This window comes from Dokdonia sp. R86516 (assembly GCF_044596715.1).
Classification (GTDB): domain Bacteria; phylum Bacteroidota; class Bacteroidia; order Flavobacteriales; family Flavobacteriaceae; genus Dokdonia.
Genome location: NZ_CP138998.1, coordinates 334,697 through 358,980, shown reverse-complemented (window position 1 = coordinate 358,980; position 24,284 = coordinate 334,697). Strand labels below are relative to the sequence as shown.

At 37.3% G+C, this 24,284-nt stretch carries 36 protein-coding genes; 34 read left to right on the top strand and 2 right to left on the bottom strand.

The window, feature by feature from the left end:
* Positions 1–3: 3 nt before the first annotated feature.
* Complete coding sequence (locus SJY23_RS01780) at positions 4–3,033, bottom strand: SusC/RagA family TonB-linked outer membrane protein (RefSeq protein WP_396597228.1); 3,030 nt, start codon at positions 3,031–3,033, stop codon at positions 4–6.
* A gap of 198 nt (positions 3,034–3,231) precedes the next feature.
* Positions 3,232–4,923, bottom strand: a complete 1,692-nt coding sequence (locus SJY23_RS01775; RefSeq protein ID WP_396597227.1) for a POTRA domain-containing protein — start codon at positions 4,921–4,923, stop codon at positions 3,232–3,234.
* Between the two features lie 184 nt (positions 4,924–5,107).
* Between SJY23_RS01775 and rpsL the strand changes: the two genes are divergently transcribed.
* The 34 genes from rpsL to carA all read left to right on the top strand — a co-directional run bounded on the left by rpsL (position 5,108) and on the right by carA (position 24,209).
* The gene (gene rpsL / locus SJY23_RS01770) at positions 5,108–5,482 is read left to right on the top strand and encodes a 30S ribosomal protein S12 (protein ID WP_013751318.1); all 375 of its coding nucleotides are present in this window, start codon (positions 5,108–5,110) and stop codon (positions 5,480–5,482) included.
* Between the two features lie 25 nt (positions 5,483–5,507).
* Complete coding sequence (gene rpsG, locus SJY23_RS01765; protein ID WP_013751319.1) at positions 5,508–5,984, top strand: 30S ribosomal protein S7; 477 nt, start codon at positions 5,508–5,510, stop codon at positions 5,982–5,984.
* A 3-nt stretch (positions 5,985–5,987) separates the two neighbouring features.
* Positions 5,988–8,114 carry an elongation factor G gene (gene fusA, locus SJY23_RS01760; protein ID WP_396597226.1) on the top strand — a complete coding sequence of 709 codons (2,127 nt, stop codon included), beginning with the start codon at positions 5,988–5,990 and terminating at the stop codon, positions 8,112–8,114.
* Between the two features lie 11 nt (positions 8,115–8,125).
* Positions 8,126–8,431: a 30S ribosomal protein S10 gene (gene rpsJ / locus SJY23_RS01755; protein WP_013073266.1), complete on the top strand. Its 306-nt coding sequence runs from the start codon at positions 8,126–8,128 to the stop codon at positions 8,429–8,431.
* Positions 8,432–8,586: 155 nt separating this feature from the next.
* A complete protein-coding gene (rplC, locus tag SJY23_RS01750) occupies positions 8,587–9,198 on the top strand; it encodes a 50S ribosomal protein L3 (protein WP_035335925.1) in 612 nt (203 codons plus the stop codon).
* Positions 9,198–9,827, top strand: a complete 630-nt coding sequence (gene rplD / locus SJY23_RS01745; protein ID WP_035335926.1) for a 50S ribosomal protein L4 — start codon at positions 9,198–9,200, stop codon at positions 9,825–9,827. The genes rplC and rplD overlap by 1 nt, the downstream gene beginning before the upstream one ends.
* Positions 9,828–9,833: 6 nt before the next feature.
* Positions 9,834–10,124 (top strand): 50S ribosomal protein L23, encoded by a 291-nt coding sequence (gene rplW, locus SJY23_RS01740; protein ID WP_035335927.1) that lies wholly within the window; start codon positions 9,834–9,836, stop codon positions 10,122–10,124.
* Positions 10,125–10,133: 9 nt separating this feature from the next.
* The gene (gene rplB / locus SJY23_RS01735; protein ID WP_013751325.1) at positions 10,134–10,958 is read left to right on the top strand and encodes a 50S ribosomal protein L2; all 825 of its coding nucleotides are present in this window, start codon (positions 10,134–10,136) and stop codon (positions 10,956–10,958) included.
* 6 nt (positions 10,959–10,964) lie between these two features.
* Positions 10,965–11,246 (top strand): 30S ribosomal protein S19, encoded by a 282-nt coding sequence (gene rpsS / locus SJY23_RS01730; RefSeq protein WP_035327551.1) that lies wholly within the window; start codon positions 10,965–10,967, stop codon positions 11,244–11,246.
* A 6-nt stretch (positions 11,247–11,252) separates the two neighbouring features.
* Positions 11,253–11,663: a 50S ribosomal protein L22 gene (gene rplV / locus SJY23_RS01725; protein ID WP_013751327.1), complete on the top strand. Its 411-nt coding sequence runs from the start codon at positions 11,253–11,255 to the stop codon at positions 11,661–11,663.
* Positions 11,664–11,667: 4 nt separating this feature from the next.
* Positions 11,668–12,390, top strand: a complete 723-nt coding sequence (gene rpsC / locus SJY23_RS01720) for a 30S ribosomal protein S3 (protein ID WP_013751328.1) — start codon at positions 11,668–11,670, stop codon at positions 12,388–12,390.
* A 21-nt stretch (positions 12,391–12,411) separates the two neighbouring features.
* Positions 12,412–12,834: a 50S ribosomal protein L16 gene (gene rplP / locus SJY23_RS01715; protein WP_013751329.1), complete on the top strand. Its 423-nt coding sequence runs from the start codon at positions 12,412–12,414 to the stop codon at positions 12,832–12,834.
* Between the two features lie 11 nt (positions 12,835–12,845).
* A complete protein-coding gene (rpmC, locus tag SJY23_RS01710) occupies positions 12,846–13,034 on the top strand; it encodes a 50S ribosomal protein L29 (RefSeq protein ID WP_013751330.1) in 189 nt (62 codons plus the stop codon).
* A gap of 11 nt (positions 13,035–13,045) precedes the next feature.
* Complete coding sequence (rpsQ, locus tag SJY23_RS01705) at positions 13,046–13,303, top strand: 30S ribosomal protein S17 (protein WP_013751331.1); 258 nt, start codon at positions 13,046–13,048, stop codon at positions 13,301–13,303.
* Positions 13,303–13,671: a 50S ribosomal protein L14 gene (rplN, locus tag SJY23_RS01700; RefSeq protein ID WP_035335929.1), complete on the top strand. Its 369-nt coding sequence runs from the start codon at positions 13,303–13,305 to the stop codon at positions 13,669–13,671. Before rpsQ ends, rplN begins: the two co-directional genes overlap by 1 nt.
* 13 nt (positions 13,672–13,684) lie before the next feature.
* The gene (gene rplX / locus SJY23_RS01695) at positions 13,685–13,996 is read left to right on the top strand and encodes a 50S ribosomal protein L24 (protein WP_013751333.1); all 312 of its coding nucleotides are present in this window, start codon (positions 13,685–13,687) and stop codon (positions 13,994–13,996) included.
* Positions 13,997–13,998: 2 nt separating this feature from the next.
* A complete protein-coding gene (gene rplE / locus SJY23_RS01690) occupies positions 13,999–14,550 on the top strand; it encodes a 50S ribosomal protein L5 (protein WP_013751334.1) in 552 nt (183 codons plus the stop codon).
* Between the two features lie 3 nt (positions 14,551–14,553).
* Positions 14,554–14,823 (top strand): 30S ribosomal protein S14, encoded by a 270-nt coding sequence (gene rpsN / locus SJY23_RS01685; protein ID WP_013751335.1) that lies wholly within the window; start codon positions 14,554–14,556, stop codon positions 14,821–14,823.
* Positions 14,824–14,909: 86 nt separating this feature from the next.
* Positions 14,910–15,308 (top strand): 30S ribosomal protein S8, encoded by a 399-nt coding sequence (gene rpsH, locus SJY23_RS01680; RefSeq protein ID WP_035335931.1) that lies wholly within the window; start codon positions 14,910–14,912, stop codon positions 15,306–15,308.
* Positions 15,309–15,328: 20 nt separating this feature from the next.
* A complete protein-coding gene (gene rplF, locus SJY23_RS01675) occupies positions 15,329–15,871 on the top strand; it encodes a 50S ribosomal protein L6 (RefSeq protein ID WP_035335934.1) in 543 nt (180 codons plus the stop codon).
* 11 nt (positions 15,872–15,882) lie between these two features.
* Positions 15,883–16,239, top strand: coding sequence for a 50S ribosomal protein L18 (gene rplR / locus SJY23_RS01670; RefSeq protein ID WP_035335936.1), 357 nt, complete (start codon positions 15,883–15,885; stop codon positions 16,237–16,239).
* Positions 16,240–16,244: 5 nt separating this feature from the next.
* Positions 16,245–16,769 (top strand): 30S ribosomal protein S5, encoded by a 525-nt coding sequence (gene rpsE / locus SJY23_RS01665; protein ID WP_013751339.1) that lies wholly within the window; start codon positions 16,245–16,247, stop codon positions 16,767–16,769.
* Between the two features lie 10 nt (positions 16,770–16,779).
* Positions 16,780–16,959 carry a 50S ribosomal protein L30 gene (gene rpmD / locus SJY23_RS01660; protein ID WP_035335938.1) on the top strand — a complete coding sequence of 60 codons (180 nt, stop codon included), beginning with the start codon at positions 16,780–16,782 and terminating at the stop codon, positions 16,957–16,959.
* A gap of 12 nt (positions 16,960–16,971) precedes the next feature.
* Complete coding sequence (gene rplO / locus SJY23_RS01655) at positions 16,972–17,424, top strand: 50S ribosomal protein L15 (RefSeq protein WP_013751341.1); 453 nt, start codon at positions 16,972–16,974, stop codon at positions 17,422–17,424.
* 13 nt (positions 17,425–17,437) lie between these two features.
* Entirely contained in the window at positions 17,438–18,790 is a 1,353-nt protein-coding gene (gene secY / locus SJY23_RS01650; protein ID WP_396597225.1) for a preprotein translocase subunit SecY, read from the top strand.
* The gene (infA, locus tag SJY23_RS01645; protein WP_013751343.1) at positions 18,790–19,005 is read left to right on the top strand and encodes a translation initiation factor IF-1; all 216 of its coding nucleotides are present in this window, start codon (positions 18,790–18,792) and stop codon (positions 19,003–19,005) included. Before secY ends, infA begins: the two co-directional genes overlap by 1 nt.
* A 17-nt stretch (positions 19,006–19,022) precedes the next feature.
* Positions 19,023–19,139, top strand: coding sequence for a type B 50S ribosomal protein L36 (gene ykgO / locus SJY23_RS01640; RefSeq protein WP_010519235.1), 117 nt, complete (start codon positions 19,023–19,025; stop codon positions 19,137–19,139).
* A 5-nt stretch (positions 19,140–19,144) separates the two neighbouring features.
* Positions 19,145–19,519, top strand: a complete 375-nt coding sequence (gene rpsM / locus SJY23_RS01635; RefSeq protein WP_035335941.1) for a 30S ribosomal protein S13 — start codon at positions 19,145–19,147, stop codon at positions 19,517–19,519.
* 9 nt (positions 19,520–19,528) lie between these two features.
* Complete coding sequence (gene rpsK / locus SJY23_RS01630) at positions 19,529–19,912, top strand: 30S ribosomal protein S11 (RefSeq protein ID WP_035335943.1); 384 nt, start codon at positions 19,529–19,531, stop codon at positions 19,910–19,912.
* 87 nt (positions 19,913–19,999) lie between these two features.
* Positions 20,000–20,605, top strand: a complete 606-nt coding sequence (gene rpsD, locus SJY23_RS01625) for a 30S ribosomal protein S4 (protein ID WP_035335945.1) — start codon at positions 20,000–20,002, stop codon at positions 20,603–20,605.
* A 25-nt stretch (positions 20,606–20,630) separates the two neighbouring features.
* Positions 20,631–21,623: a DNA-directed RNA polymerase subunit alpha gene (locus SJY23_RS01620; RefSeq protein ID WP_396597224.1), complete on the top strand. Its 993-nt coding sequence runs from the start codon at positions 20,631–20,633 to the stop codon at positions 21,621–21,623.
* Positions 21,624–21,680: 57 nt separating this feature from the next.
* Entirely contained in the window at positions 21,681–22,151 is a 471-nt protein-coding gene (rplQ, locus tag SJY23_RS01615; RefSeq protein ID WP_396597223.1) for a 50S ribosomal protein L17, read from the top strand.
* A 153-nt stretch (positions 22,152–22,304) separates the two neighbouring features.
* Positions 22,305–23,021, top strand: a complete 717-nt coding sequence (locus tag SJY23_RS01610; RefSeq protein WP_396597222.1) for a hypothetical protein — start codon at positions 22,305–22,307, stop codon at positions 23,019–23,021.
* Positions 23,022–23,096: 75 nt separating this feature from the next.
* Complete coding sequence (carA, locus tag SJY23_RS01605) at positions 23,097–24,209, top strand: glutamine-hydrolyzing carbamoyl-phosphate synthase small subunit (RefSeq protein WP_396597221.1); 1,113 nt, start codon at positions 23,097–23,099, stop codon at positions 24,207–24,209.
* Positions 24,210–24,284 lie beyond the last annotated feature (75 nt).

The following is a 24,284-nucleotide window of genomic DNA, read 5'->3' as shown; positions in this document are numbered from 1 at the left end:
ATTTTAAAATCCGATGTCAACACCAAATGTAAGTGACTTAGTTTGTGGGTAGCTAAAAAGAGAGAACTGTCCAGCTACAAATCCAGCATTACCAGGCGCGCTAGTTTCACCAGAACCAATTCCAATTTCAGGATCTCCTTCATAGTCAGTAAATGTTAATAAGTTTTGTCCAGTACCATAAATTCTTACTGACGAAAGGCCAGTTTTATCAAGAAGTTGACTTGGAATGTCATAAGAAAGAGTTAACGTTCTTAGTCTCACATAATCCCCTTTTTCCAAAAATCTTGTAGAAGTTTGATCTGCTGTTGCTTCATAAAGTGGGTTAGGTAGAACATTTTGATCTCCTGGTTGTTGCCAGTAGTTGAATGCTTCAAGTCTTTGGTTAGAATCAATATTGCCAATATTTACACCCGCAGATCTTTGGAAGTTTTGGATGTAGTTTCCAGCTTTGAAAACAAAATCTCCACGAAGACCAAAGCCTTTGTAACGAACATTTCCGTAAAAACCACCTTCTATGTTTGCAAGCGGGGATTTACCTTCTAGAGCTTTAGCAAAGTCAGCACTATATTGGTTTGTTACATCACCATCTGCTGTTAAATATAGTGGTTCACCGTTACCTGGATTAACTCCAGCATATTCAACTAAAAAGAAAGTGTTGATTTCTTCACCTACACGTAAAATTGTATTTCCATTGTTGATGTCTTCACCATCTACAAGTTCTTTAACTTCATTATCAAGGAAGGCAATATTTCCTCCTAGTGATACTCTCCAATCTTCTGTTTTGATGGCGTCAACATTTAAGGCAACTTCTAATCCAGAGTTTTCAATTTTACCAATGTTAGATAAAATTCCATTGTTACCATCTCCTACAAGTCCTGAAATAGGTCTGTTTAAAAGAAGGTCTTCAGAAGTCTTTACGTAGTAATCTACAACACCACTTATACGGTTGTTGAATAAACCGAATTCAACACCTACATCTGCAAGAAATTGTTGTTCCCACTTAATATCTGGGTTTGCTATACCTCCTGGTACTGCAGAGCTGTTTCCATTGTACGTTCCAAAACCAATAAGGTTAACAAATTGGTTGTTACCTATATTTTGGTTACCTGAACTACCATAAGAGGCTCTAAGCTTAAGATCGTTGAAAATACTTCCTTCCATAAAATCCTCTCTAGAAATATTCCATGCTGCACTTCCACTGTAGAAAATCGCATTTTGATTTTCAGGACCAAAACGTGATGATGCATCATTTCTTACCGAAGCAGAAACAAGGTATTTACCGTCATAATCATAATCTACAAATAGTCCTTGCGAGAATAAGCTATTGCGAACCTCAGTCGATCCACCGTTACTGAAATCAGCGGCTACATCTAAGAAAGGTATGTCAGATGTTGGAAATCCTCTACCTGCTACGTTTGTACGAGTAAAGATTCTTTCATTGTATTCTAAAAGTACATCTGCGCTTATGTTATGCTTTTCTCCAAACGTGTCTCTGTATCCAAAAACATTACTCACATTATATTGGAAGTCTACATTCATAGATTCTCTTTGAGTACCAGGAAAATTTGAATCACCTACAATAGGGTCTAGCGTTCCGCCAGCAATAGATCTAGCTACTGTTCTACCTCTGTTGGTAGTTGTACCTACTGCAAATCTGTTTGAAAATTTATCAGAAAACTTTACATCGGCAAAAATATTTCCTATCAGTAAAAAATTTGTGTTAGTTTCAGGTTCGGTCTGTAGTGCTTGTGCTACAGGAAACCCTGAAGTTGTAGGGTTGAATTGAGGTTTACCATCTGCATTTGTTACTATCTCATTATTTGCATCTCTTAAGAATAAAGTTTCATAAGGATTTGCGTCATATAAAAATCTGAACGGATTCTGAACATTATTTCGGTCCCTTGGCAAGTCAGTAGTGCTTCTAGAAGCAGAAATGTTAGTTCCCACTGTCAGCCAATCTCTAGCCTCATAAGTAGTATTCAAACGTGCAGAGATTCTCTCAAAACCATCAATACGATCGATGATACCAGTATTTTTATCGTAACCAAGAGATAAGAAATAGTTAATTTTCTCATCAGCTCCAGATATAGCAAGAGAGTTAGATTGGATATAACCCTTTCTTAAAAGTGCGTCTTCCCAATTGGTGTCATTTCCAATTAATCTAGCTAATTCTTCAGGCGATGATGTTGCTCCTGGAAGTCCTTGAGCCTGAGGCACACCTAGTGCAGCATATTGTCTCTCAAGTTCTAACTTTTGAGATGCATTCATTAAATCAAATGGATCTGCAATTCTTTCACTAGTTCCAATAGAAGATCTAAATACAAACTTAGCGTCTTTACTTCTACCTCTTTTTGTTGTTATTAAAACAACTCCATTGGCACCTCTAGAACCATATTTAGATACTGTAGCGGCATCTTTAAGTATAGTTAAAGTTTCAATATCGTTAGGGTTAATGTTATTTACAAAATCAGCCTCAATTGGCGCTCCATCAATAACATACAGTGGAGTGGTTGCAGCGTTTATAGAGCCTATACCACGAATCTGAACAAAGGCAGTTTGACCTGGTTGTCCATTTGCAGCAGTTACCTGTACTCCGGCAGCCTTACCTTGAAGTATGTTATCTACACTCGTAGATGGCACAAAATCTTCAATTGATCCAGCACTTACTGTTGTTGTAGCTGCCGTAGATAAATCTCTAGAACGACTTCCGTAACCAGTAATAACAACCTCTGCTAGAGAGTTGTCGGCTTCAAGGGTAGCGTTGATTGAGTTTTGATTACCAACTTGAATATCTAAAGTTTTGAATCCAACGTAACTAAAAGAAAGAACATCACTTGATGCCGCCTCAATAGAAAAGTTTCCGTCAAAATCAGTTTGAGTACCTGTAGAGGTACCTTTAATTACCACAGTCGCACCTGGAAGTGGTCCATTAGCCTCAGTTACCGTACCTGTAATGATACGACCCTGTGCGAAGAGGGCTGAGGCACTTAAAATAGTACATAGAACAAGTACTTTTTGTAAAAGTGTTTTCATAAAAAAATTTGTTTATTTCTAGCAAAAATCTACAATATGGTTATTTGATTCATAGCTATAAGTGTTAAAAAAATTAGGATAATTTAACTTTAACTTATCGTTAACTTTTTTTTGTGATAACCCCTTGTCAAATTTAACTTTTGAGGTTTTGATTAGAATACTGATTTGCATAAATGGCAGCTGATTTTTGGGCTTTTTTTAAAAATTCACCTCAAGAATTACATGAAGTTTAGTGTCTGAAAACGTAAAGGTCTGATTTTCAAATGTGCCATTTGCAATGTTTAATTTTAATATTCCTGCTTTCGTCTGAATCCCAGTCCCTAAGCCAAAACTGTAGAGTTTTTGTTTTGATTTCTCTATGTTATTTTCAAGGTATCCTAGGTCTAAAATTGAGTTTACGTAAATGCTTTTGTTGAGTTTATATCGATATTCCGTATTTAGAGTGTTGTAAAAGTTTGCGAGCAGACTATTTTCTTCAAATCCTCTCAAAGTTAATATACCACCAAAGCGGTAGAGTTCATTTGTTAAAAATTGATCTGATATCAAAAATTGCGTGGTGTTTTTTGCAAATATTGAGTGTTTGTCATTTAATGTAAATTCATTTTCTAGTATTCCAGTAAAGGATATTTGTCTGTCAACGTTTTCTGTAACTACTCTATTTCCAAATGAAGCTCTAATGTGAAGGCGCCTTTTTGTTGGGAAAAATGTATCTGACGATAGTTTTTGGTGGGTAAATGAAGCAGTAAATCTTTTGAAGTTATAATCTTTAAGATTTGTTGTGGTAGTGGTATTCTCAACTAGGTTTTCTGATTGTTCAGATATCAGTCCTATTGTGAGTTGGTTTTTTAAGTTTAGTTGATAGACTAGGTCTAAAGACTGCTGTGTTGTAGAAAATGTGCTGTCTTTTCTAAAGAGGTTCAGGGATGCCTCAATACCTAACGGAGTCTTGAGAATATAGGGGAGTTTTGTTTTTAGGTGTAATTGTGATTGGTCTCTTCCGTCTGCTTTGTAATTTAAAATGAAAGTTTCGCCGTAGTTAAAGTTATTCGTAAGCAATAGATCTAGATATCCATTCAGCTCTATAGAATTGTCTTCTTGGTTTGTGAATCCCAAAAAGCCATCAAATTTGTTCTGGTTTTTGCGTTCTAAATATAGATAGACTGTTGTGCTATCAGGTGTGAAAAGAACTTGCGGGGCTTTTGTTTGACTTACAAAAGGGATGGATGCGATTTTCAAATTCTGCTCGTTGAGTTTGTCGCGGTTGAAAAGATCTCCTTCCTTTAATTTGATGCTATGTTTAATGAAACTCTTAGGTATGTTGGTGTACCCTTCAATTTTTATTTTGTCAATGGTTCTGTTTTTCTTTAACTCAAGAATGAGATTTCCGTTGAGGTGGTGTTGATCTGTTTTGGTGATGTTTTTTATTTGAAAGGTAGCAAAAGGGTATCCATTATTTGAAGCTATTGAACTTAATCGTTTAAGGTACGCTTTCGCGAAAGCGGTCTCTATCTTTATGCTGTCTTCAGTGATTTTGTATCCAGTCTGGGTGATATACTGCTGTAGTACTTCTTTTTGGTCAATTTTTAGATGTAAGAAAGGGTAGTGGGTGTTGAGATGGAAGACAGCTAGATATAATGAGTCGTTTGTAGTAGTTAGGTTATAAGTGTTGTCTAGGTATCCTAATTCCTTTAACTGGTTGCTTAGATGCTGAAGTTCTTGTGAAGCAGATAGTTTGTCCTTAAATATAGTTTTGTATTTCAGGTCGGATAGAATGTTTGATTCTGATGCGAGCTCAGTAATTACTTGTAATTGTATCCCTGCTTCATTTTTTTGTGCAGACATATGCTGTCCAAATAGAGATGCAATAATAAATAGGTATATTAATTTCAAGTAGATTTGTTTGTCTTGATTTTTAAACGGTTTTAATGTAGCGAAAGTATGTTAGTTTTTTGGTATTCAGAACTTTTTCTGAATTTTAATCAAAGTAGGTTTGATGTTAAGTAAAATATTCTTACTTTTGCAAACCCTAAAATTGGGTAGATTAAGAAAATTAATAATTAGGTAGAAAGAAATTATGCCAACAATTTCACAATTAGTACGTAAAGGAAGAACCAAGATTACCAAGAAGAGTAAATCTGCTGCCCTTGAATCGTGCCCACAACGACGTGGCGTATGTACTCGTGTTTACACGACTACACCTAAAAAACCAAACTCGGCTATGCGTAAAGTTGCGCGTGTTCGTTTAACAAATGGTAAAGAGGTGAATGCATACATCGGTGGTGAAGGACACAATTTACAAGAGCACTCGATAGTATTGGTAAGAGGTGGAAGGGTAAAGGATTTGCCAGGAGTTAGATATCACATTGTACGTGGAGCCTTAGACACCGCTGGTGTTGCAGGAAGAACGCAATCGAGATCTAAGTATGGTGCAAAACGCCCTAAGAAGTAAATCAACAACACTTTAAGAAGAAGTAATGAGAAAAAAACAGGCCAAGAAGAGACCAATTCTTCCAGATCCAAAATTTAACGATCAGTTAGTGACTCGTTTCGTTAACATGATGATGTGGAGTGGTAAGAAGTCTACTGCATTCAAAGTTTTTTATGATGCAATTGATATCGTAGAAGAAAAAAACACAAATGAAGAGAAAACAGCTCTTGAATTGTGGAAAGATGCTTTGTCTAATGTGATGCCTCACGTAGAAGTGCGTAGTCGTCGTGTAGGAGGGGCAACATACCAGATCCCAAACCAAATTCGCCCAGATCGTAAGATCTCTACGGCAATGAAGTGGTTAATTAGCTTTTCTCGTAAGAGAAATGAGAAGTCAATGGCTGCAAAACTTGCGGCAGAAATTCTTGCTGCTGCAAAGGAGGAAGGGGCTGCTGTAAAGAAGCGTGTTGATACACATAAAATGGCAGAAGCAAACAAAGCATTCTCACACTTTAGATTCTAAGAAATGGCAAGAGACTTAAAATTTACTAGAAATATTGGTATTGCAGCTCACATTGACGCTGGAAAAACTACGACAACAGAGCGTATCCTTTATTATACAGGTGTAAGTCACAAAATTGGTGAAGTACACGATGGTGCTGCAACAATGGACTGGATGGAGCAAGAGCAGGAGCGTGGTATTACAATTACCTCTGCTGCTACTACTTGTACTTGGAAGTTCCCAATGGAGAACGCACAAACACTTCCTGATACTAAGGATTATCATTTTAATATTATTGATACTCCTGGTCACGTTGATTTTACTGTTGAGGTAAATCGTTCTTTGCGTGTGCTTGATGGTTTAGTATTCTTGTTTAGTGCTGTTGATGGTGTTGAGCCACAATCAGAAACTAACTGGAGACTTGCAGATAATTATAAAGTTCCACGTATTGGATTTGTAAATAAAATGGATCGTCAAGGTTCAAACTTCTTAGAGGTTTGTACGCAGGTTAAAGAAATGTTAGGTTCAAATGCTGTGCCTATCGTTCTTAACATTGGTGACGAGGAAGATTTTAAAGGTATCGTAGATCTTGTTAAGAATCGTGCTATTGTATGGCATGAGGAAGGAATGGGAGCAACATTTGATGTCGTTGATATTCCAGATAACCTTAAAGAAGAAGCAAGAATGCTTCGTGGTAAACTTATTGAAGAAGTTGCTGCGTATGACGAGGACTTGCTAGAAAAATACATGGAAGATGAGGATTCAATTACAGAAGATGAAGTGCATGCTGCTCTTCGTGCTGCTGTAATGGATATGTCTATCATTCCTATGATCTGTGGATCTGCATTTAAGAACAAGGGTGTTCAATTCCTTCTTGATGCAGTATGTCGTTACTTACCTTCTCCAATGGATAAGGAAGGTATCGTGGGTGTTAATCCAAACACAGAGAAAGAAGAATTACGTAAGCCAGATGTAAAAGAGCCTTTTGCTGCGCTTGCATTTAAAATTGCAACAGACCCTTTTGTAGGGCGTCTTGCATTTTTTAGAGCGTACTCAGGTCGTTTAGATGCTGGATCTTATGTTTTGAATAACCGTTCAGGTAAGAAAGAACGTATCTCTCGTATATATCAAATGCATGCTAATAAGCAAAATGCAATCGATTATATTGAGGCTGGAGATATTGGTGCTGCTGTAGGGTTTAAGTCTATAAAGACTGGTGATACTCTATCAGACCAAGAACATCCAATAGTACTTGAGTCTATGGACTTCCCTGATCCAGTAATTGGTATCGCGGTAGAGCCAAAGACGAAGGCAGATGTAGATAAGCTTGGAATGGGATTAGCAAAACTTGCTGAAGAAGATCCAACATTTACAGTGCGTTCTGATGAGGCTTCAGGTCAAACAATTATATCAGGAATGGGTGAGCTTCACTTAGATGTAATTGTAGATCGTCTTAAGAGAGAATTTAAAGTAGAGGTAAGCCAAGGTCAACCTCAGGTTGAGTATAAAGAGGCTATTACTCGTGCAGCAGATCACAGAGAGACTTATAAAAAGCAATCTGGTGGACGTGGTAAATTTGCAGATATTGTATTTACAATTGAGCCAGCAGACGAAGGTGTTGTTGGATTGCAATTTGAATCTGTTATTAAAGGTGGTAACGTTCCTAAGGAATTTATACCTTCTATCGAGAAAGGATTCAAAATGGCAATGCAGAATGGACCTCTTGCTGGTTACGAAGTAGATGCTATTAAAGTAACATTGAAGGATGGGTCGTACCACGATGTGGATTCGGATCAACTTTCTTTTGAACTTGCTGCTAAACTTGGATTTAAAAACTCTGCTAAAGCTGCCAAAGCTGTTATAATGGAGCCTATTATGAAACTTGAGGTGATTACACCAGAGGAGAATATGGGTGATATCGTAGGAGATTTGAACCGTCGTCGTGGTCAAATGGCAAGTATGGGTGACCGTGCTGGTGCAAAGACTATTAAGGCAACAGTGCCACTTTCTGAGATGTTTGGTTATGTAACTACATTACGTACGCTATCATCTGGACGTGCAACTTCTACTATGGAATTTTCTCACTATGAGGAAACACCAGCAAATATTGCGGCAGAAGTTATCGCAGCATCTAAAGGTACAAACGATTAATTACTAAGGAAATGAGTCAAAAAATTAGAATTAAACTAAAATCTTACGATCACAACTTAGTAGATAAAAGTGCTGAGAAGATTGTTAAGACTGTGAAGACAACAGGAGCTGTAGTGACAGGGCCGATTCCTCTTCCAACACATAAAAAAATCTTTACTGTATTACGTTCTCCACACGTAAACAAAAAATCTCGTGAGCAGTTTGAGCTTAGCTCTTACAAGCGTTTACTTGATATTTATTCTTCTTCATCAAAGACTATTGATGCTTTAATGAAGTTGGAATTACCATCTGGAGTAGAGGTAGAGATAAAAGTGTGATAGGTTTTTACGCTTTCGCGAAAGCGTAATTAGTAACCGCACTAACTTGTCCTGAGCTGCGAGCGAGGGAAAAACGGATAACACACATTCAAGGTCGAACGTGTTCGGCCTTGTTTTTTTTAGAATAGAATTTTTAATAACAAATATTTATAATTATGTCTGGGTTAATCGGAAAGAAAGTAGGTATGACTAGCATCTTTGACGAGAACGGAAAGAATATTCCTTGTACCGTTATTGAAGCAGGTCCCTGCGTTATCACCCAAGTCAGAACCAAAGAAGCTGACGGGTATGAAGCCCTTCAACTTGGTTTCGATGACGCTAAGAAGGCAAACAAAGCTGCTGCTGGCCACGCCAAAAAAGCAGGAACTGTTGCTAAGCGTAAAGTTGTCGAGTTCCAAGGATTTGAAGGAGAGTTTAAATTAGGAGATGCAATTACTGTAGATCATTTTGCTGAAGGAGAATTTGTCGATGTATCGGGAACTTCAAAGGGTAAAGGTTTTCAGGGTGTTGTAAAGCGTCACGGTTTTGCCGGTGTAGGTCAAGCGACTCACGGTCAGCATAACCGTCTAAGAGCTCCTGGTTCAATTGGAGCAGCATCTTACCCTGCACGTGTATTCAAAGGAATGCGTATGGCAGGTCGTATGGGTGGTGACAAAATTAAAGTTCAAAATCTTAAAGTATTAAAAGTAGTTGCTGAGAAGAATCTACTTGTAGTGAAGGGATGTGTTCCTGGTCATAAAAATGCTTATGTAATCATTCAGAAGTAATGAAGGTAACAGTTGTAGATATTAAAGGAAAAGAAACAGGGAGAAAGGCAGACCTTTCTGATGCTGTTTTTGGAATTGAGCCTAATAAGCACGCTGTGTATCTTGATGTGAAGCAATATCTTGCTAACCAACGTCAAGGAACGCACAAATCTAAAGAAAGAGCTGAGATTGCGGGATCTACTCGTAAAATCAAAAAGCAAAAAGGAACTGGTACAGCTCGTGCGGGTAGTATCAAGTCTGGTGTATTTAGAGGTGGAGGACGTATGTTCGGACCAAGACCTAGAAATTACTCTTTCAAATTAAACAAAGGATTAAAGAGACTTGCACGTCGTTCTGCACTTACAATTAAGGCTAACGATAACGCAATCACTGTAATAGAAGACTTCAATTTTGACGCTCCAAAAACTAAAGATTTTGTGAATGTTTTGAAAGCCTTAGGGTTAGAGAATAAAAAGTCGCTTATAGTGTTGGGAGAGTCAAATAATAACGTATATTTGTCGTCGCGCAATTTAAAGTCAGCTAAAGTCGTAAAAAGCTCAGAATTAAGCACTTACGGAATAATGAATGCAAACAATGTTGTATTCTTAGAAGGCTCTTTAGAAGGTGTTGAAGCAAATTTAGCAAAATAAGACACGATGAGTATTTTAATAAAGCCTGTTATTACAGAAAAAGCAACAAAAGATAGTGAGGAATTAAATCGCTTTACTTTTGAGGTTAGTATGAGAACAAATAAGGTTGAAATTAAGAAAGCGGTAGAAGCTGCTTATGGTGTTTCAGTTGAAAAAGTTCGCACAATGAATGTCCGCCCGGATCGCAAGTCTCGTCATACGAAGTCTGGTGTTCTTACTGGTAAAACAAATGCAATTAAAAAGGCAATTGTACAGCTGGCGGAAGGTGATACAATAGATTTTTATAACAACATTTAAGACAACAAAATGTCAGTAAGAAAATTAAAACCTATCACTCCAGGGCAGCGATTTAGAGTTGTAAATGGTTTCGACCAGATTACAACTGATAAGCCGGAAAAAAGCCTATTGGCTCCGAAAAAACGCTCAGGAGGTAGAAATAATACTGGTAAGATGACTATTCGCCAAGTAGGTGGAGGTCATAAAAAACGTTACCGTATTATCGATTTTAAACGTAACAAAGAAGGAGTTCCTGCAACTGTTGCATCAATCCAGTATGATCCAAATAGAACAGCGTTTATCGCTCTTCTTGATTATCAAGATGGTGAGAAGCGTTATATTATCGCTCAGAATGGTTTACAAGTTGGTCAGAACTTAGTTTCTGGTGCAAGTGTGGCTCCTGAGATTGGTAATGCTATGCCACTTTCGGCTATTCCTTTAGGAACTATAATATCTTGTATTGAGCTACGTCCAGGTCAGGGTGCTGTTATGGCGCGTTCGGCAGGTTCTTTTGCTCAGTTAATGGCTCGTGATGGTAAGTTTGCTACGGTAAAACTTCCTTCTGGAGAAACAAGATTGATCTTATCAACGTGTATGGCAACAATAGGTGCTGTATCTAATAGTGATCACCAGTTATTAGTTTCTGGTAAAGCTGGTAGAAGTCGTTGGTTAGGTCGTCGTCCACGTGTACGTCCAGTTGTTATGAACCCTGTTGATCACCCAATGGGAGGTGGTGAAGGTAAGTCTTCTGGAGGTCACCCAAGAAACCGTAATGGTGTACCTGCTAAAGGTTACAGAACGCGTTCTAAGACGAAGTCGAGTAATAAGTATATTGTAGAACGTAGAAAGAAATAATTAGATATGGCACGTTCATTAAAAAAAGGACCTTACGTTCACTATAAGTTAGAAAAGAAAGTTGCTGCAAATGTAGAAGGCAATAAAAAGACTGTCATTAAGACTTGGTCTAGAGCTTCTATGATTACTCCAGATTTTGTGGGGCAAACAATTGCAGTACATAATGGTCGCCAGTTCGTACCAGTATATGTTACTGAGAACATGGTAGGGCATAAGCTAGGAGAATTTTCACCTACGCGCTCATACAGAGGGCACGGAGCTGATAAGAAAAATAAAGGTAAAAGATAACAGGAGATGGGAGTTCGTAAAAAAGAAGCGGCTAATCGTCGCAAAGAGGCTAATAAGTCTATCGCTTTCGCGAAATTGAATAACTGCCCTACCTCTCCACGTAAAATGCGTCTTGTAGCAGATATGGTACGAGGTACGCAAGTGGAAAGAGCACTTCAGTTGTTGAAATTTAGTAATAAAGAAGCGTCACGTAAAGTTGAAAAACTTGTTCTTTCTGCAGTTGCAAACTGGGAAGCAAAGAATGAAGATGCTAGTATCGAAGATGCTAATCTTTTTATTAAAGAGATTAAAGTGGATTCTGGAACAATGTTGAAAAGACTACGTCCGGCACCACAAGGTCGCGCGCACAGAATAAGAAAACGTTCTAATCACGTAACTGTGATTCTTGGAGCAAAAGATAACACACAAAGCAATTAATTAGATGGGACAGAAGACAAATCCAATCGGAAATCGCCTTGGAATAATCAGAGGATGGGAATCTAACTGGTACGGAGGTAATGACTACGGTGATAAACTTGCCGAAGACGATAAGATTAGACGTTACATTCACGCTCGTTTAAGTAAAGCTAGTGTGTCTAGAGTTATAATTGAGCGTACGCTTAAACTTGTAACCGTTACTATTACTACTGCAAGACCTGGTATTATTATTGGGAAAGGTGGTCAGGAAGTAGACAAGTTGAAAGAGGAGCTTAAGAAACTCACAGGTAAAGAAGTACAAATTAATATTCACGAGATTAAACGTCCAGAGCTTGATGCATTTCTGGTAGGTCAAAGTGTTGCTCGTCAGATTGAAGGAAGAATTTCTTTCCGTCGTGCAATAAAAATGGCAATCGCAGCAGCGATGCGTATGAATGCTGAGGGTATTAAAATTCAGATTTCTGGACGTTTGAATGGTGCTGAAATGGCACGTTCAGAGTCTTACAAGGATGGACGTATTCCTTTATCTACTTTTAGAGCCGACATAGATTACGCTTTAGTTGAAGCTCATACTACTTATGGTAGATTGGGTATTAAAGTGTGGATCATGAAAGGTGAAGTATATGGCAAGAGAGAACTTTCTCCTTTAGTAGGACTGCAGAATAGCAAGTCTGGAAAAGGTGGTGGAGGTCGTAAGGACAACCGTGGACCACGTCGTAGAAAGTAATTTTTAAAAAGACAGTAAAAAATGTTACAGCCTAGAAAAACAAAATTCCGCAAGCAGCAGAAGGGTCGTATGAAAGGACTAGCTAATAGAGGGCATTTGCTTTCTAACGGTCAGTTCGGTATAAAGTCACTCGATTCATCTTTTGTAACTGCGAGACAAATAGAAGCAGCTCGTATAGCAGCAACACGTTACATGAAAAGAGAGGGAACTCTTTGGATTAAGATCTTCCCAGATAAGCCTATTACAAAGAAGCCTTTAGAGGTACGTATGGGTAAAGGTAAAGGTGCTGTAGAATATTGGGCAGCAGTTGTAAAACCAGGACGCATAATGTTCGAATTAGGAGGGGTTCCAGAACCAGTAGCAAAAGAGGCTTTACGTCTTGCAGCTCAAAAACTTCCAGTAAGAACTAAGTATGTCGTAGCTAGAGATTTTTCAGCTGAATAAATTATAGTACTATGAAACAATCAGAGGTAAAAGGATTATCTGTAGCAGAATTGCAAGAGGAGCTTGGAAAGGCAAAAAGATCTTATATGGATCTTAAGATGGCACATGCTATCTCTCCGCTTGACAATCCTATTCAACTGCGTTCTATGAGACGTACAGTCGCTAGAATCGCAACTGAATTAACTAAAAGAGAACAATAACGCTGCTTAAGATGGAAAAAAGAAATTTAAGAAAAGAGCGTGTCGGTGTAGTAACTAGTAACAAGATGCAAAAGTCTATCGTTGTTGCCGAGGTTAAAAAAGTAAAGCACCCTATGTATGGTAAATTCGTTTTAAAAACGAAGAAGTACGTAGCACACGACGAAACAAACGACTGCAACGAAGGAGATACAGTTAGGATAATGGAAACACGTCCTATGAGTAAATCAAAGACTTGGAGACTAGTAGAAATCATTGAAAGAGCGAAGTAATGTTACAGCAAGAATCAAGATTAAAAGTAGCAGATAATACTGGAGCAAAAGAAGTTTTGACTATCCGTGTATTAGGAGGTACTAAGAGAAGATATGCTTCTGTAGGAGATAAGATTGTAGTTTCTGTAAAAGATGCTACACCGAACGGTCAAATTAAAAAAGGAGCCGTATCTACAGCAGTAGTTGTGCGTACTAAGAAAGAAGTACGTCGTCCAGATGGATCATACATCCGTTTTGATGATAATGCTTGTGTTCTTTTAACTGCTCAAGGTGAAATGCGCGGAACTCGTGTATTTGGACCAGTAGCAAGAGAGCTTCGTGACAAACAGTTTATGAAGATTGTATCATTAGCACCAGAGGTGCTTTAATACAGACAATAAGATGACAAAGCTTAAAATAAAAACGGGAGATACTGTAAAGGTTATTGCTGGAGATCACAAAGGATCAGAAGGTAAAGTCGTTAAAGTATTTATCGAGAAGAACAAAGCAATCGTTGAGGGTGTGAACATGGTGAAGAAGCATGAAAAGCCAAGTGCCGCAAATCCTCAAGGTGGAATTAAAGAAAAAGAAGCGCCACTTCAAATTTCTAACTTATCTTTGATGGATAAGGATGGTAAGACTACAAGAGTAGGTTACCGCATGGAAGGAGATAAGAAGGTACGCTTTGCAAAGTCTAACAACGAAATATTATAGTGATGGGATACGTACCAAGACTAAAACAAGAGTTTAAAGACCGCGTAACGCCAGCCCTTCAAGAAGAGTTTGGTTACAAAAATATTATGCAGGTACCGCGTCTTAATAAGATTGTAGTATCTCGTGGTGTTGGAGCTGCGGTTGCAGATAAGAAGCTTGTAGAAAACGCTGTTGAAGAGCTTACGCTTATCACAGGACAAAGAGCTATCTCGACAATGTCTAAGAAGGATGTTGCGACATTTAAATTACGTAAAGGAATGCCTATTGGCGCTAAAGTTACTTTACGTGGAGAGCGTATGTATGAGTTTTTAGATAGACTTGTAACATCTGCATTACCGCGTGTACGTGACTTTAACGGAATCAATGCTACAGGTTTTGATGGTCGTGGTAACTACAGCATGGGAGTTACTGAGCAAATTATCTTTCCTGAGATCAATATTGATAGAATAAAGAAGATTGATGGTATGAACATCACTTTTCAAACTTCTGCTCAAACTGATAAGGAAGCAAAATCATTACTTGCAGAATTAGGTTTACCTTTTAAAAAGAATTAAGATATGGCTAAAGAATCAATGAAAGCCCGTGAGGTAAAGCGTGCTAAAACAGTTGCAAAATATGCTGAAAAACGTAAGGCTTTAAAAGAAGCTGGAGATTACGAAGGACTGCAGAAATTGCCAAAGAACGCTTCACCTATACGTCAGCACAATCGTTGCAAACTTACTGGTCGTCCTAAAGGTTATATGCGTCAGTTCGGATTATCACGTGTGATGTTTCGTCAGATGGCAAACCAAGGATTAATACCAGGTGTTAAGAAAGCGAGCTGGTAATATAAAGAGTATAAATTGGTAGAAGGTTCTTTTTATGCTTTCGCGAAAGCGAAACTAGAGAAAACCACTACCGTAACTATAATTAAATGAATACAGATACTATTGCAGATTTTCTGACACGTGTGCGTAACGCATCGGCAGCAAATCACAGAGTGGTCGAGATTCCAGCATCAAACCTTAAGAAGGCGATGACTAAAATCTTATTTGACCAAGGTTACATTCTTAGCTACAAGTTTGAAGAAGGTAAAGCGCAAGATACTATCAAGATAGCCTTGAAGTATGATCGTGTTACTAAAGAAGCTGTTATTAAGGATATACAAAGAATAAGTAAGCCTGGTTTACGTAAATATTCTTCATCAACAGACATACCTCGTATACTTAACGGATTGGGTATTGCTATTGTTTCAACTTCAAAAGGAGTTATGACAGGTAAGCAAGCTGCTCAACACAACGTAGGAGGAGAGGTACTTTGTTACGTTTACTAATCAGATAAAAAGACAACGAAATGTCAAGAATAGGTAAAAGCCCAATTACAATTCCAGATGGTGTTACGGTAAACGTAGCAGACGGTGTTGTAACGGTAAAAGGAAAATTAGGCGAGCTTACGCAAGAGTACTCTGGTATAGATATCAAAATCGAAGACGGAATTATTACTCTTGAGCGTGACTCAGATAAGAAGGATGTTCGTGCAAAGCACGGACTATACAGGTCTTTGATTGCAAACATGATTGAAGGAGTTTCTAAAGGTTTTGAAAAACAATTAGAGCTTGTAGGTGTAGGTTATAGAGCAAGTAACCAAGGAAATAAACTTGATCTTGCCGTAGGATTTTCTCATAATATAGTTTTGGATATCGCTCCAGAAGTTAAGGTTGAGACAGTTTCTGATAAAGGAAAGAATCCTATTGTAAAGTTAACTTCACATGATAAACAACTTGTAGGTCAGGTAGCCGCAAAAATACGTGGTTTCCGCAAGCCAGAACCTTACAAAGGAAAAGGTATCAAGTTTGTAGGAGAAGTAATTAGAAGAAAAGCAGGTAAGTCTGCATAATACATAGAGAAATGGCATTATCAAAAAGTGAAAAAAGAAATAGAATTCATCTTAGAATTCGTAAGACTATTTCTGGATCTGCGGAGAGACCAAGACTCTGTGTATTTAGAAGTAATAAAGAGATTTATGCTCAATTAGTAGATGACCTTACGGGGAAAACTATTATGGCAGCATCGTCACGTGATAAGGATATCGCAGCTGCAAAATCAACTAAAACTGAGACTGCAAAGCTTGTAGGTAAAGCAATCGCTGAAAAAGCTACAAAATCTGGAGTTGAGGCTGTAGTATTTGATAGAGGTGGTTACTTATATCATGGGAGAATTAAACAACTAGCAGAGGGCGCAAGAGAAGGCGGTCTTAAATTCTAAAAAGTATGTATCAAGATTATAAAAACGTAGAGTTAGTAAAACCATCTGGGTTAGATCTTAAAGATCGTTTAGTTGGTGTACAGCGTGTTACTAAGGTAACTAAAGGAGGTAGAGCTTTTGGATTTTCTGCTATTGTTGTAGTAGGTGATGAGAACGGAGTTGTAGGTCACGGTTTAGGTAAATCTAAAGAAGTAGCATCTGCAATTGCAAAGGCTATGGAAGATGCTAAGAAGAACTTAGTACGTATTCCATTAAATAAGGCAACTATCCCTCACGAACAGAAAGGGAAATTTGGAGGAGCTCGCGTACTTTTATTACCAGCAGCAGCGGGTACTGGAGTTATAGCGGGTGGTGCAATACGTGCGGTACTTGAATCAGTAGGTATTCATGATGTATTATCTAAAAATCAAGGATCTTCAAACCCACATAACGTAGTAAAAGCAACTTTTGATGCTTTACTTAAGTTAAGAAGTGCTGAGACTGTTGCAAAGCAACGTGGTATCACACTAGATAAAGTGTTTAAAGGATAAATCAAGGACAATGGCAAAAATCAAAGTAACAAAGGTTAAGAGCGCGATAAATCGCACTCAAAACCAAAAGAGAATCTTAGAATCTCTTGGATTGAGAAAAATAGGCCAGGTAAAGGTGCATGAAAATACACCAAACATCCTTGGTATGGTAAATAAGGTTAGTCACTTAGTTTCTGTAGAAGAAGCTTAATATAAATAACAGATGGAGTTAAATAACTTAAGACCTGCAAAAGGTGCTGTTAAGAAAAACGATAGTCGTAAAGGACGTGGTCAGGCAACTGGTCAAGGTGGTACGGCTGGTCGTGGACATAAAGGACAGAAGTCTCGTTCAGGTTACAGTAAGAAAATTGGTTTTGAAGGTGGGCAAATGCCGCTTCAACGTCGTGTTCCTAAGTTTGGATTTACAAACATTAACAGAAAAGAGTATGCAGGTGTAAACCTTGACACACTTCAAGAGTATGTTGATGCTGGACGCCTTACGGAAGAAGTATCTATCGAATCTCTTATGGAGGCTGGATTAGTTGGAAAAAACGATCTAGTTAAAATATTAGGTAGAGGAGAGCTTAAAGCGAAAATTAAAGTATCTGCACATAAATTTACTGCAACTGCAAAGGCTGCTGTTGAGGCTGCTGGCGGTGAAGCTGTAACGTTATAATTGATATAAGAGGATGAAATTTATAGATACAATAAAGAATATCTGGAAGATTGATGAGCTAAGGAATAGAATACTCCTTACGCTCACTCTTCTCCTCGTATATCGTTTTGGTGCTCAAGTTGTACTTCCTGGTATTGATGCTTCACAATTAGGAGGCTTGCAGAATAGTACTGACCAAGGTTTGTTAGGTCTTCTTGCTGCATTTACAGGTGGTGCATTTTCAAATGCATCAGTATTTGCGCTTGGTATTATGCCATACATTTCTGCATCTATTGTGGTGCAGTTAATGGGGATAGCAATACCTTATTTACAGAAATTGCAAAAGGAAGGTGAAAGCGGTCGTCGTAAGATAAATCAAATTACTAGATGGTTGACTATCGCGATTTGTTTATTACAAGCGCCTACATATTTAGCATCATTACCCGCTTTAGGAGTTCCTGCTAGCGCTTTTGTGATGGGTTTAACACCTACATTCTATATATCATCTGTATTAATTTTAGTTACAGGTTGTGTTTTTGCTATGTGGTTAGGGGAAAAAATCACAGACAAAGGTATTGGTAATGGTATTTCACTTTTAATTATGGTGGGGATTATTGCTACAATGCCTATATCATTTGTACAAGAATGGGTAGCCCGTGTAACAGAGTCTAATGGTGGTTTAATCATGATACTCATTGAGTTAGTGATTTGGTTTGTTATTATTCTATTATGTATACTACTTGTAATGGCGGTACGTCAAGTACCTGTTTCCTATGCAAGGAGAACAGCAACTGGAGCTTATGAAAAAAATGTTTTTGGTAGTAGACAATTTTTACCACTAAAACTTAATGCTTCTGGGGTAATGCCTATTATATTTGCACAGGCAATTATGTTTGTTCCTGGTTTGATAGGTGGAGCAAGTTTCCTCGCAGATACATCTGCTGGTACTTGGCTGCAAACTAACTTTGGGAATAATATATTTGGATTTTGGTATAATCTTGTTTTCGCATTATTGATAATTGTGTTTACATATTTTTATACTGCAATCACAGTTCCTACTAATAAGATGGCAGACGATTTAAAACGTAGTGGTGGCTTTATTGCTGGTATACGTCCAGGATCTGAAACAGCTGAGTATTTAGATAAAATAATGTCACAGATTACCCTTCCGGGTTCTATTTTTCTTGCACTTATCGCAATATTTCCTGCAATAGCAGTTAATGTTTTGGGTATGCAACAAGGATGGGCATTGTTTTATGGAGGTACATCACTTCTTATTATGGTGGGTGTAGCAATAGATACTATGCAACAAGTAAATTCTTACCTTTTAAATAAGCACTATGATGGTCTTATGAAATCAGGTAAAAACAGAAAAGCAGTAGCATAATGGCAAAACAAGCAGCAATAGAACAAGATGGATCTATAATCGAGGCATTGTCTAATGCAATGTTTAGAGTAGAACTAGAAAACGGTCACGTTGTGACAGCGCATATCTCAGGTAAGATGCGTATGCACTATATAAAATTATTACCTGGAGATAAAGTGAAATTAGAAATGAGTCCTTACGATTTATCAAAGGCTCGTATAACTTACCGCTATTAAGCGGAAAAAAGCTGGATATGAAAGTAAGAGCATCCATTAAAAAGAGAAGTGCCGATTGCAAGATCGTTCGTCGCAAAGGCAGATTATACGTAATCAACAAAAAGAATCCTAGGTTTAAACAAAGACAAGGTTAATAGTTATGGCTAGAATTGCAGGGATAGATATCCCAAAACAAAAGAGAGGTGTAATTGCATTAACGTACATCTTTGGAATCGGAAAGAGCAGAGCAGAAGAAATTCTTGCTACTGCAAATGTATCAGTAGATAAAAAAGTATCTGATTGGGATGACGACGAGATTGGTCGCATACGTGATGCTGTTGGTACATTTACAATAGAAGGAGAGCTTCGTTCAGAAGTTTCTTTGAACATAAAGCGTCTGATGGACATCGGTTGTTACCGTGGTATTCGTCACCGTGTGGGTCTTCCTTTAAGAGGACAACGTACAAAGAACAATTCTCGTACTAGAAAAGGAAAGCGTAAAACAGTTGCAAACAAGAAGAAAGCAACTAAATAATAAGGCATAATGGCAAAGCAAACTGCAAAAAAACGTAAGGTTGTTATAGAATCAGTTGGGGAAGCTCATATTACTGCTTCTTTTAATAACATCATTGTTTCGTTAACAAACAAAAAGGGAGATGTAATCTCTTGGTCATCTGCTGGTAAAATGGGTTTCAGAGGTTCTAAAAAGAACACTCCATATGCTGCTCAAACTGCTGCAGAAGATTGTGCAAAGGTTGCTCACGAAGCTGGCCTTCGTAAAGTAAAAGTATATGTTAAAGGCCCTGGTAATGGACGTGAGTCTGCAATCCGTGCTGTACATAATAGTGGAATTGAAGTGACTGAGATAATCGATATCACTCCAATGCCTCACAACGGTTGTCGTCCTCCTAAGAGACGTCGCGTTTAATAATTTATTATAATTAATATCTCGAGGGAGAACGATTAGCAAAGGATTGACCTTAATTTCTAATCACCCTCAACAAATACATTTAAAATGGCAAGATATACTGGTCCCAAAACAAAGATCGCTCGTAAATTTGGCGAAGCTATCTTCGGAGAAGACAAATCTTTTGAAAAAAGAAACTACCCTCCAGGGCAACACGGAAACAACAGACGTAGAGGAAAAAAATCCGAATACGCTGTACAATTAGCTGAAAAGCAAAAGGCGAAGTACACTTACGGAATCCTTGAGCGTCAGTTTAGAAACATGTATGACAGAGCAAATCGTGCTCCAGGAATTACAGGTGAAGTTTTACTTCAACTTTGTGAGTGTCGTCTTGATAATGTTGTATACAGAATGGGGATGTCTCCATCTAGAAGTGGCGCTCGCCAGCTAGTAGGACACCGTCACATCACTGTAAATGGTAGTATAGTTAACATACCGTCATATCAGGTTAAGCCTGGGGATGTTGTTGCTGTACGTGAGAAGTCTAAATCTTTAGAAGTAATTTCTAACTCTCTTCAGAATTCAAGTAACGTTTTCGAATGGATTTCTTGGAACAACGATAAGAAGGAAGGTACTTTCGTGGCAATTCCACAACGTCTTCAGATTCCTGAAAACATCAATACCCAGTTCATCGTCGAGCTGTACTCTAAGTAATAACCACTAAAGCTAGAAAACCGATATGGCAATATTAAATTTCCAGAAGCCCGATAAAGTCATTATGATTGACTCTACTGATTTTGAAGGTAAATTTGAGTTTAGACCTTTAGAACCAGGTTACGGTTTAACCGTAGGAAACGCTTTACGTCGTGTGTTGTTATCTTCATTAGAAGGTTTTGCAATCACATCTGTACGTATAGAAGGTGTAGATCACGAGTTTTCTACATTGGCTGGAGTAGTTGAGGATGTAACAGAAATTATCCTTAATCTTAAGCAAGTACGTTTTAAAAGACAAATAGAAGAGATAGACAATGAGACTGTAACAATTTCATTATCTGGAGTTGATCAATTAACAGCTGGAGATTTCCAAAAATTCATTTCTGGTTTCCAAGTGCTTAATCCTGATATGGTGATAGCAAACATGGATAAGAAAGTGAATCTTAATATGGAAATCACTATCGAAAAAGGACGTGGATATGTACCTGCAGAAGAGAACAAGAAGTCTAATGCACCTCTTGGAACTATCTTTACAGACTCTATTTATACTCCTATCCGTAATGTTAAATATAGTATAGAGAACTATCGTGTTGAGCAAAAAACTGATTATGAAAAATTAGTTTTTGAAATCATCACTGATGGATCTATTCATCCTAAAGAGGCTCTTACTGAGGCTGCTAAGACTCTTATTTACCACTTTATGTTATTCTCAGACGAGCGTATCACTTTAGAGGCAGATGAGATAGCTCAGACTGAGACTTATGATGAAGAATCTTTACATATGCGTCAGTTGCTTAAAACTAAGCTAATCGATATGGATCTTTCCGTACGTGCGCTTAACTGTTTAAAAGCTGCAGAAGTAGAAACATTAGGAGATCTTGTTTCTTATAACAAAAATGACTTGATGAAATTTAGAAACTTTGGGAAAAAATCACTTACTGAGCTTGAAGAGCTTGTAAATGTAAAAGGCCTTAGTTTTGGAATGGATCTAGCTAAGTATAAATTAGATAAAGACTAGTTAGCTATAGTAGAAATACAATAGCGCTTTCGCGAAAGCGGGAAAATACATATTACAATGAGACACGGAAAGAAATTTAATCACTTAGGGAGAAAGACTGCACATAGAAAGTCTATGCTTGCAAATATGGCTTGCTCTTTAATTGAACATAAAAGAATAAACACGACAGTGGCAAAAGCAAAAGCTTTAAAGCAGTTTGTTGAGCCAATGATCACAAAGTCAAAAGAAGATACTACTCATAATCGTCGTATCGTTTTTGCTAAACTTCGCCAGAAAGACGCAGTAACTGAATTATTCAGAGATGTAGCGGCAAAGATAGGTGATCGTCCAGGTGGTTACACTCGTATTATCAAATTGGGTAACCGTCTTGGTGATAACGCAGATATGGCAATGATAGAGCTTGTTGATTACAACGAGATTTACAGTGCAGGTAAACCTGTTAAGAAGAAAAATACTCGTCGTGGAGGTAAGAAAACAGAAGCTGTTGCTCCAGTACAAGAGGAAAAAGCTTCTAATGAAGAAGAATAGAATCATCTATTTTATTTAAATATAAAAGGTCCTGCTTTGAGTAGGACCTTTTTTATTTAGATATATTCATAATATCTTGTTAAGAATGTTGTTTTGATATTTAGAATGGTTTATTCGGGCTATCTTAGATATTAATAAAGTAAAATTAACATTATGAAGTATTTTTTAAGTGTACTACTTTTATCTCTTTCCTTATTTGTTCATTCGCAAAATGAGGACGTAACTTTCATGTCAAGTTTAAATTCAAACCAGTCTATAGACGGATCTTTGGTGAGTTTTGATGGTGGTAATTATTCTGCAAGAACATTTAAGACTGCTACAAAATTGGAGGGAGATAAATTTCTATTAAATAATTGGCTTAGTACTGCTAGGGTTATAACAAAGAATAAGCAAGTCATAGATATAAGAAATGTAAATTTTGATATGGAACGTGGTACTTTCTCATTTAAAGAAGGTGAATATATTTTAGATGTAAATCAATTTGTTGTCAGTTCTGTTAAAATAAATGATTTAATCTTCAAAAGAACTTTAAATCCTCAAGACAATATATCTAGATTAATGGAAGTCATATACGAATCTGATGACCTCGCTTTGTTGAAAGACCATAACGTCAGAATAAGAGAAGGAAAATTTGATATACAAGTTGGACAAGAGCCTGATGAATATGTAAGTAATACGAACTATTTTCTTATAAGTGAAGGAGAGTTTAAGAAATTTAAGCCAAAGAAATCCTCTGTACTCTCAATTTTCAATGATTATGAGGATGTAATGGTTCAATATATTAAAGAAAATAAGTTGTCCTATAAAGAAGATCGTGATTTGAAGAAAATATTTTCAAAATTAAGCACGGTTAGATCTTCTTCTAATTAATGTCAGTGATAAAACTATTCTTTTTTCAAAAGAGTATATTCACTACTTTTGTCTTCTGTAAGGAAAAAACAAAAAATGAAATATCAATCTAGAAGACCAGCCATAATATTACTTGCAGACGGAACAATTTTTCACGGTAAGTCTGTGGGAGATAAAGAAGCAACTTCTTTTGGTGAAGTTTGTTTTAACACTGGAATGACTGGCTATCAAGAAATTTTTACTGACCCATCGTATTTTGGTCAGTTAATGGTTACTACAAATGCTCATATAGGAAACTATGGCGCTACAGATGTTGAAACGGAATCAGATACGGTTAAGATATCAGGTTTAATTTGCCGAAATTTCAGCTATACATATTCCAGGAAAGATGCAGAAGAGTCTTTAGAGACTTTTTTAAATAATAGTAAACTATTTGCGATTTCAGATGTAGATACAAGAGCACTCGTTGCTCACATTCGTGATAACGGTGCTATGAATGCTGTTATTTCAACAGCTGTAGATGATATTGAAGGTTTAAAGAAACAATTATCTGACGTTCCGGACATGAACGGACTAGAATTAGCGTCAAAAGTTTCCACTAAAGAGGCATATTACTTCGGAGATGAAAATGCAGATGTTAAAGTTGCTGCTTTAGATATAGGGATTAAACGTAATATCTTGCGCAACCTCGCAAAAAGAGGTGCCTACATAAAAGTATTTCCATTTGATACGACTTATGATCAAATGAAAGAATGGAATCCTAATGGTTATTTTCTTTCTAATGGTCCTGGAGATCCAGAACCACTTGATAACGCAATACAGGTAGCTAAAGATATTATTAAGGCAAATGATCCTTTGTTTGGAATATGCTTAGGTCACCAAGTGATTGCACTTGCTAATGGTATCTCCACCTATAAAATGCATAATGGACATCGCGGTATTAATCACCCTATAAAAAACTTAATCACTGGAAAAGGAGAAATCACTTCTCAGAACCATGGTTTTGCAATTAATAGAGAAGAAACTGAAGCAAATAATGATGTGGAGATAACACATGTTCATCTCAATGATAATACAGTTGCTGGTATAAAATTAAAAAACAAGAATTGTTTTTCAGTTCAATATCATCCAGAGGCTAGTCCAGGTCCCAATGATGCAACCTATTTATTTGATCAGTTTATAGATAACATAAAAAGCACAGTAGCTTAAAAATTAATCCCCATCTTGAAACTTAAGATGGGGATTTTTACATTTTTAGTGATTGCGTTTTCGCGAAAACGTTAT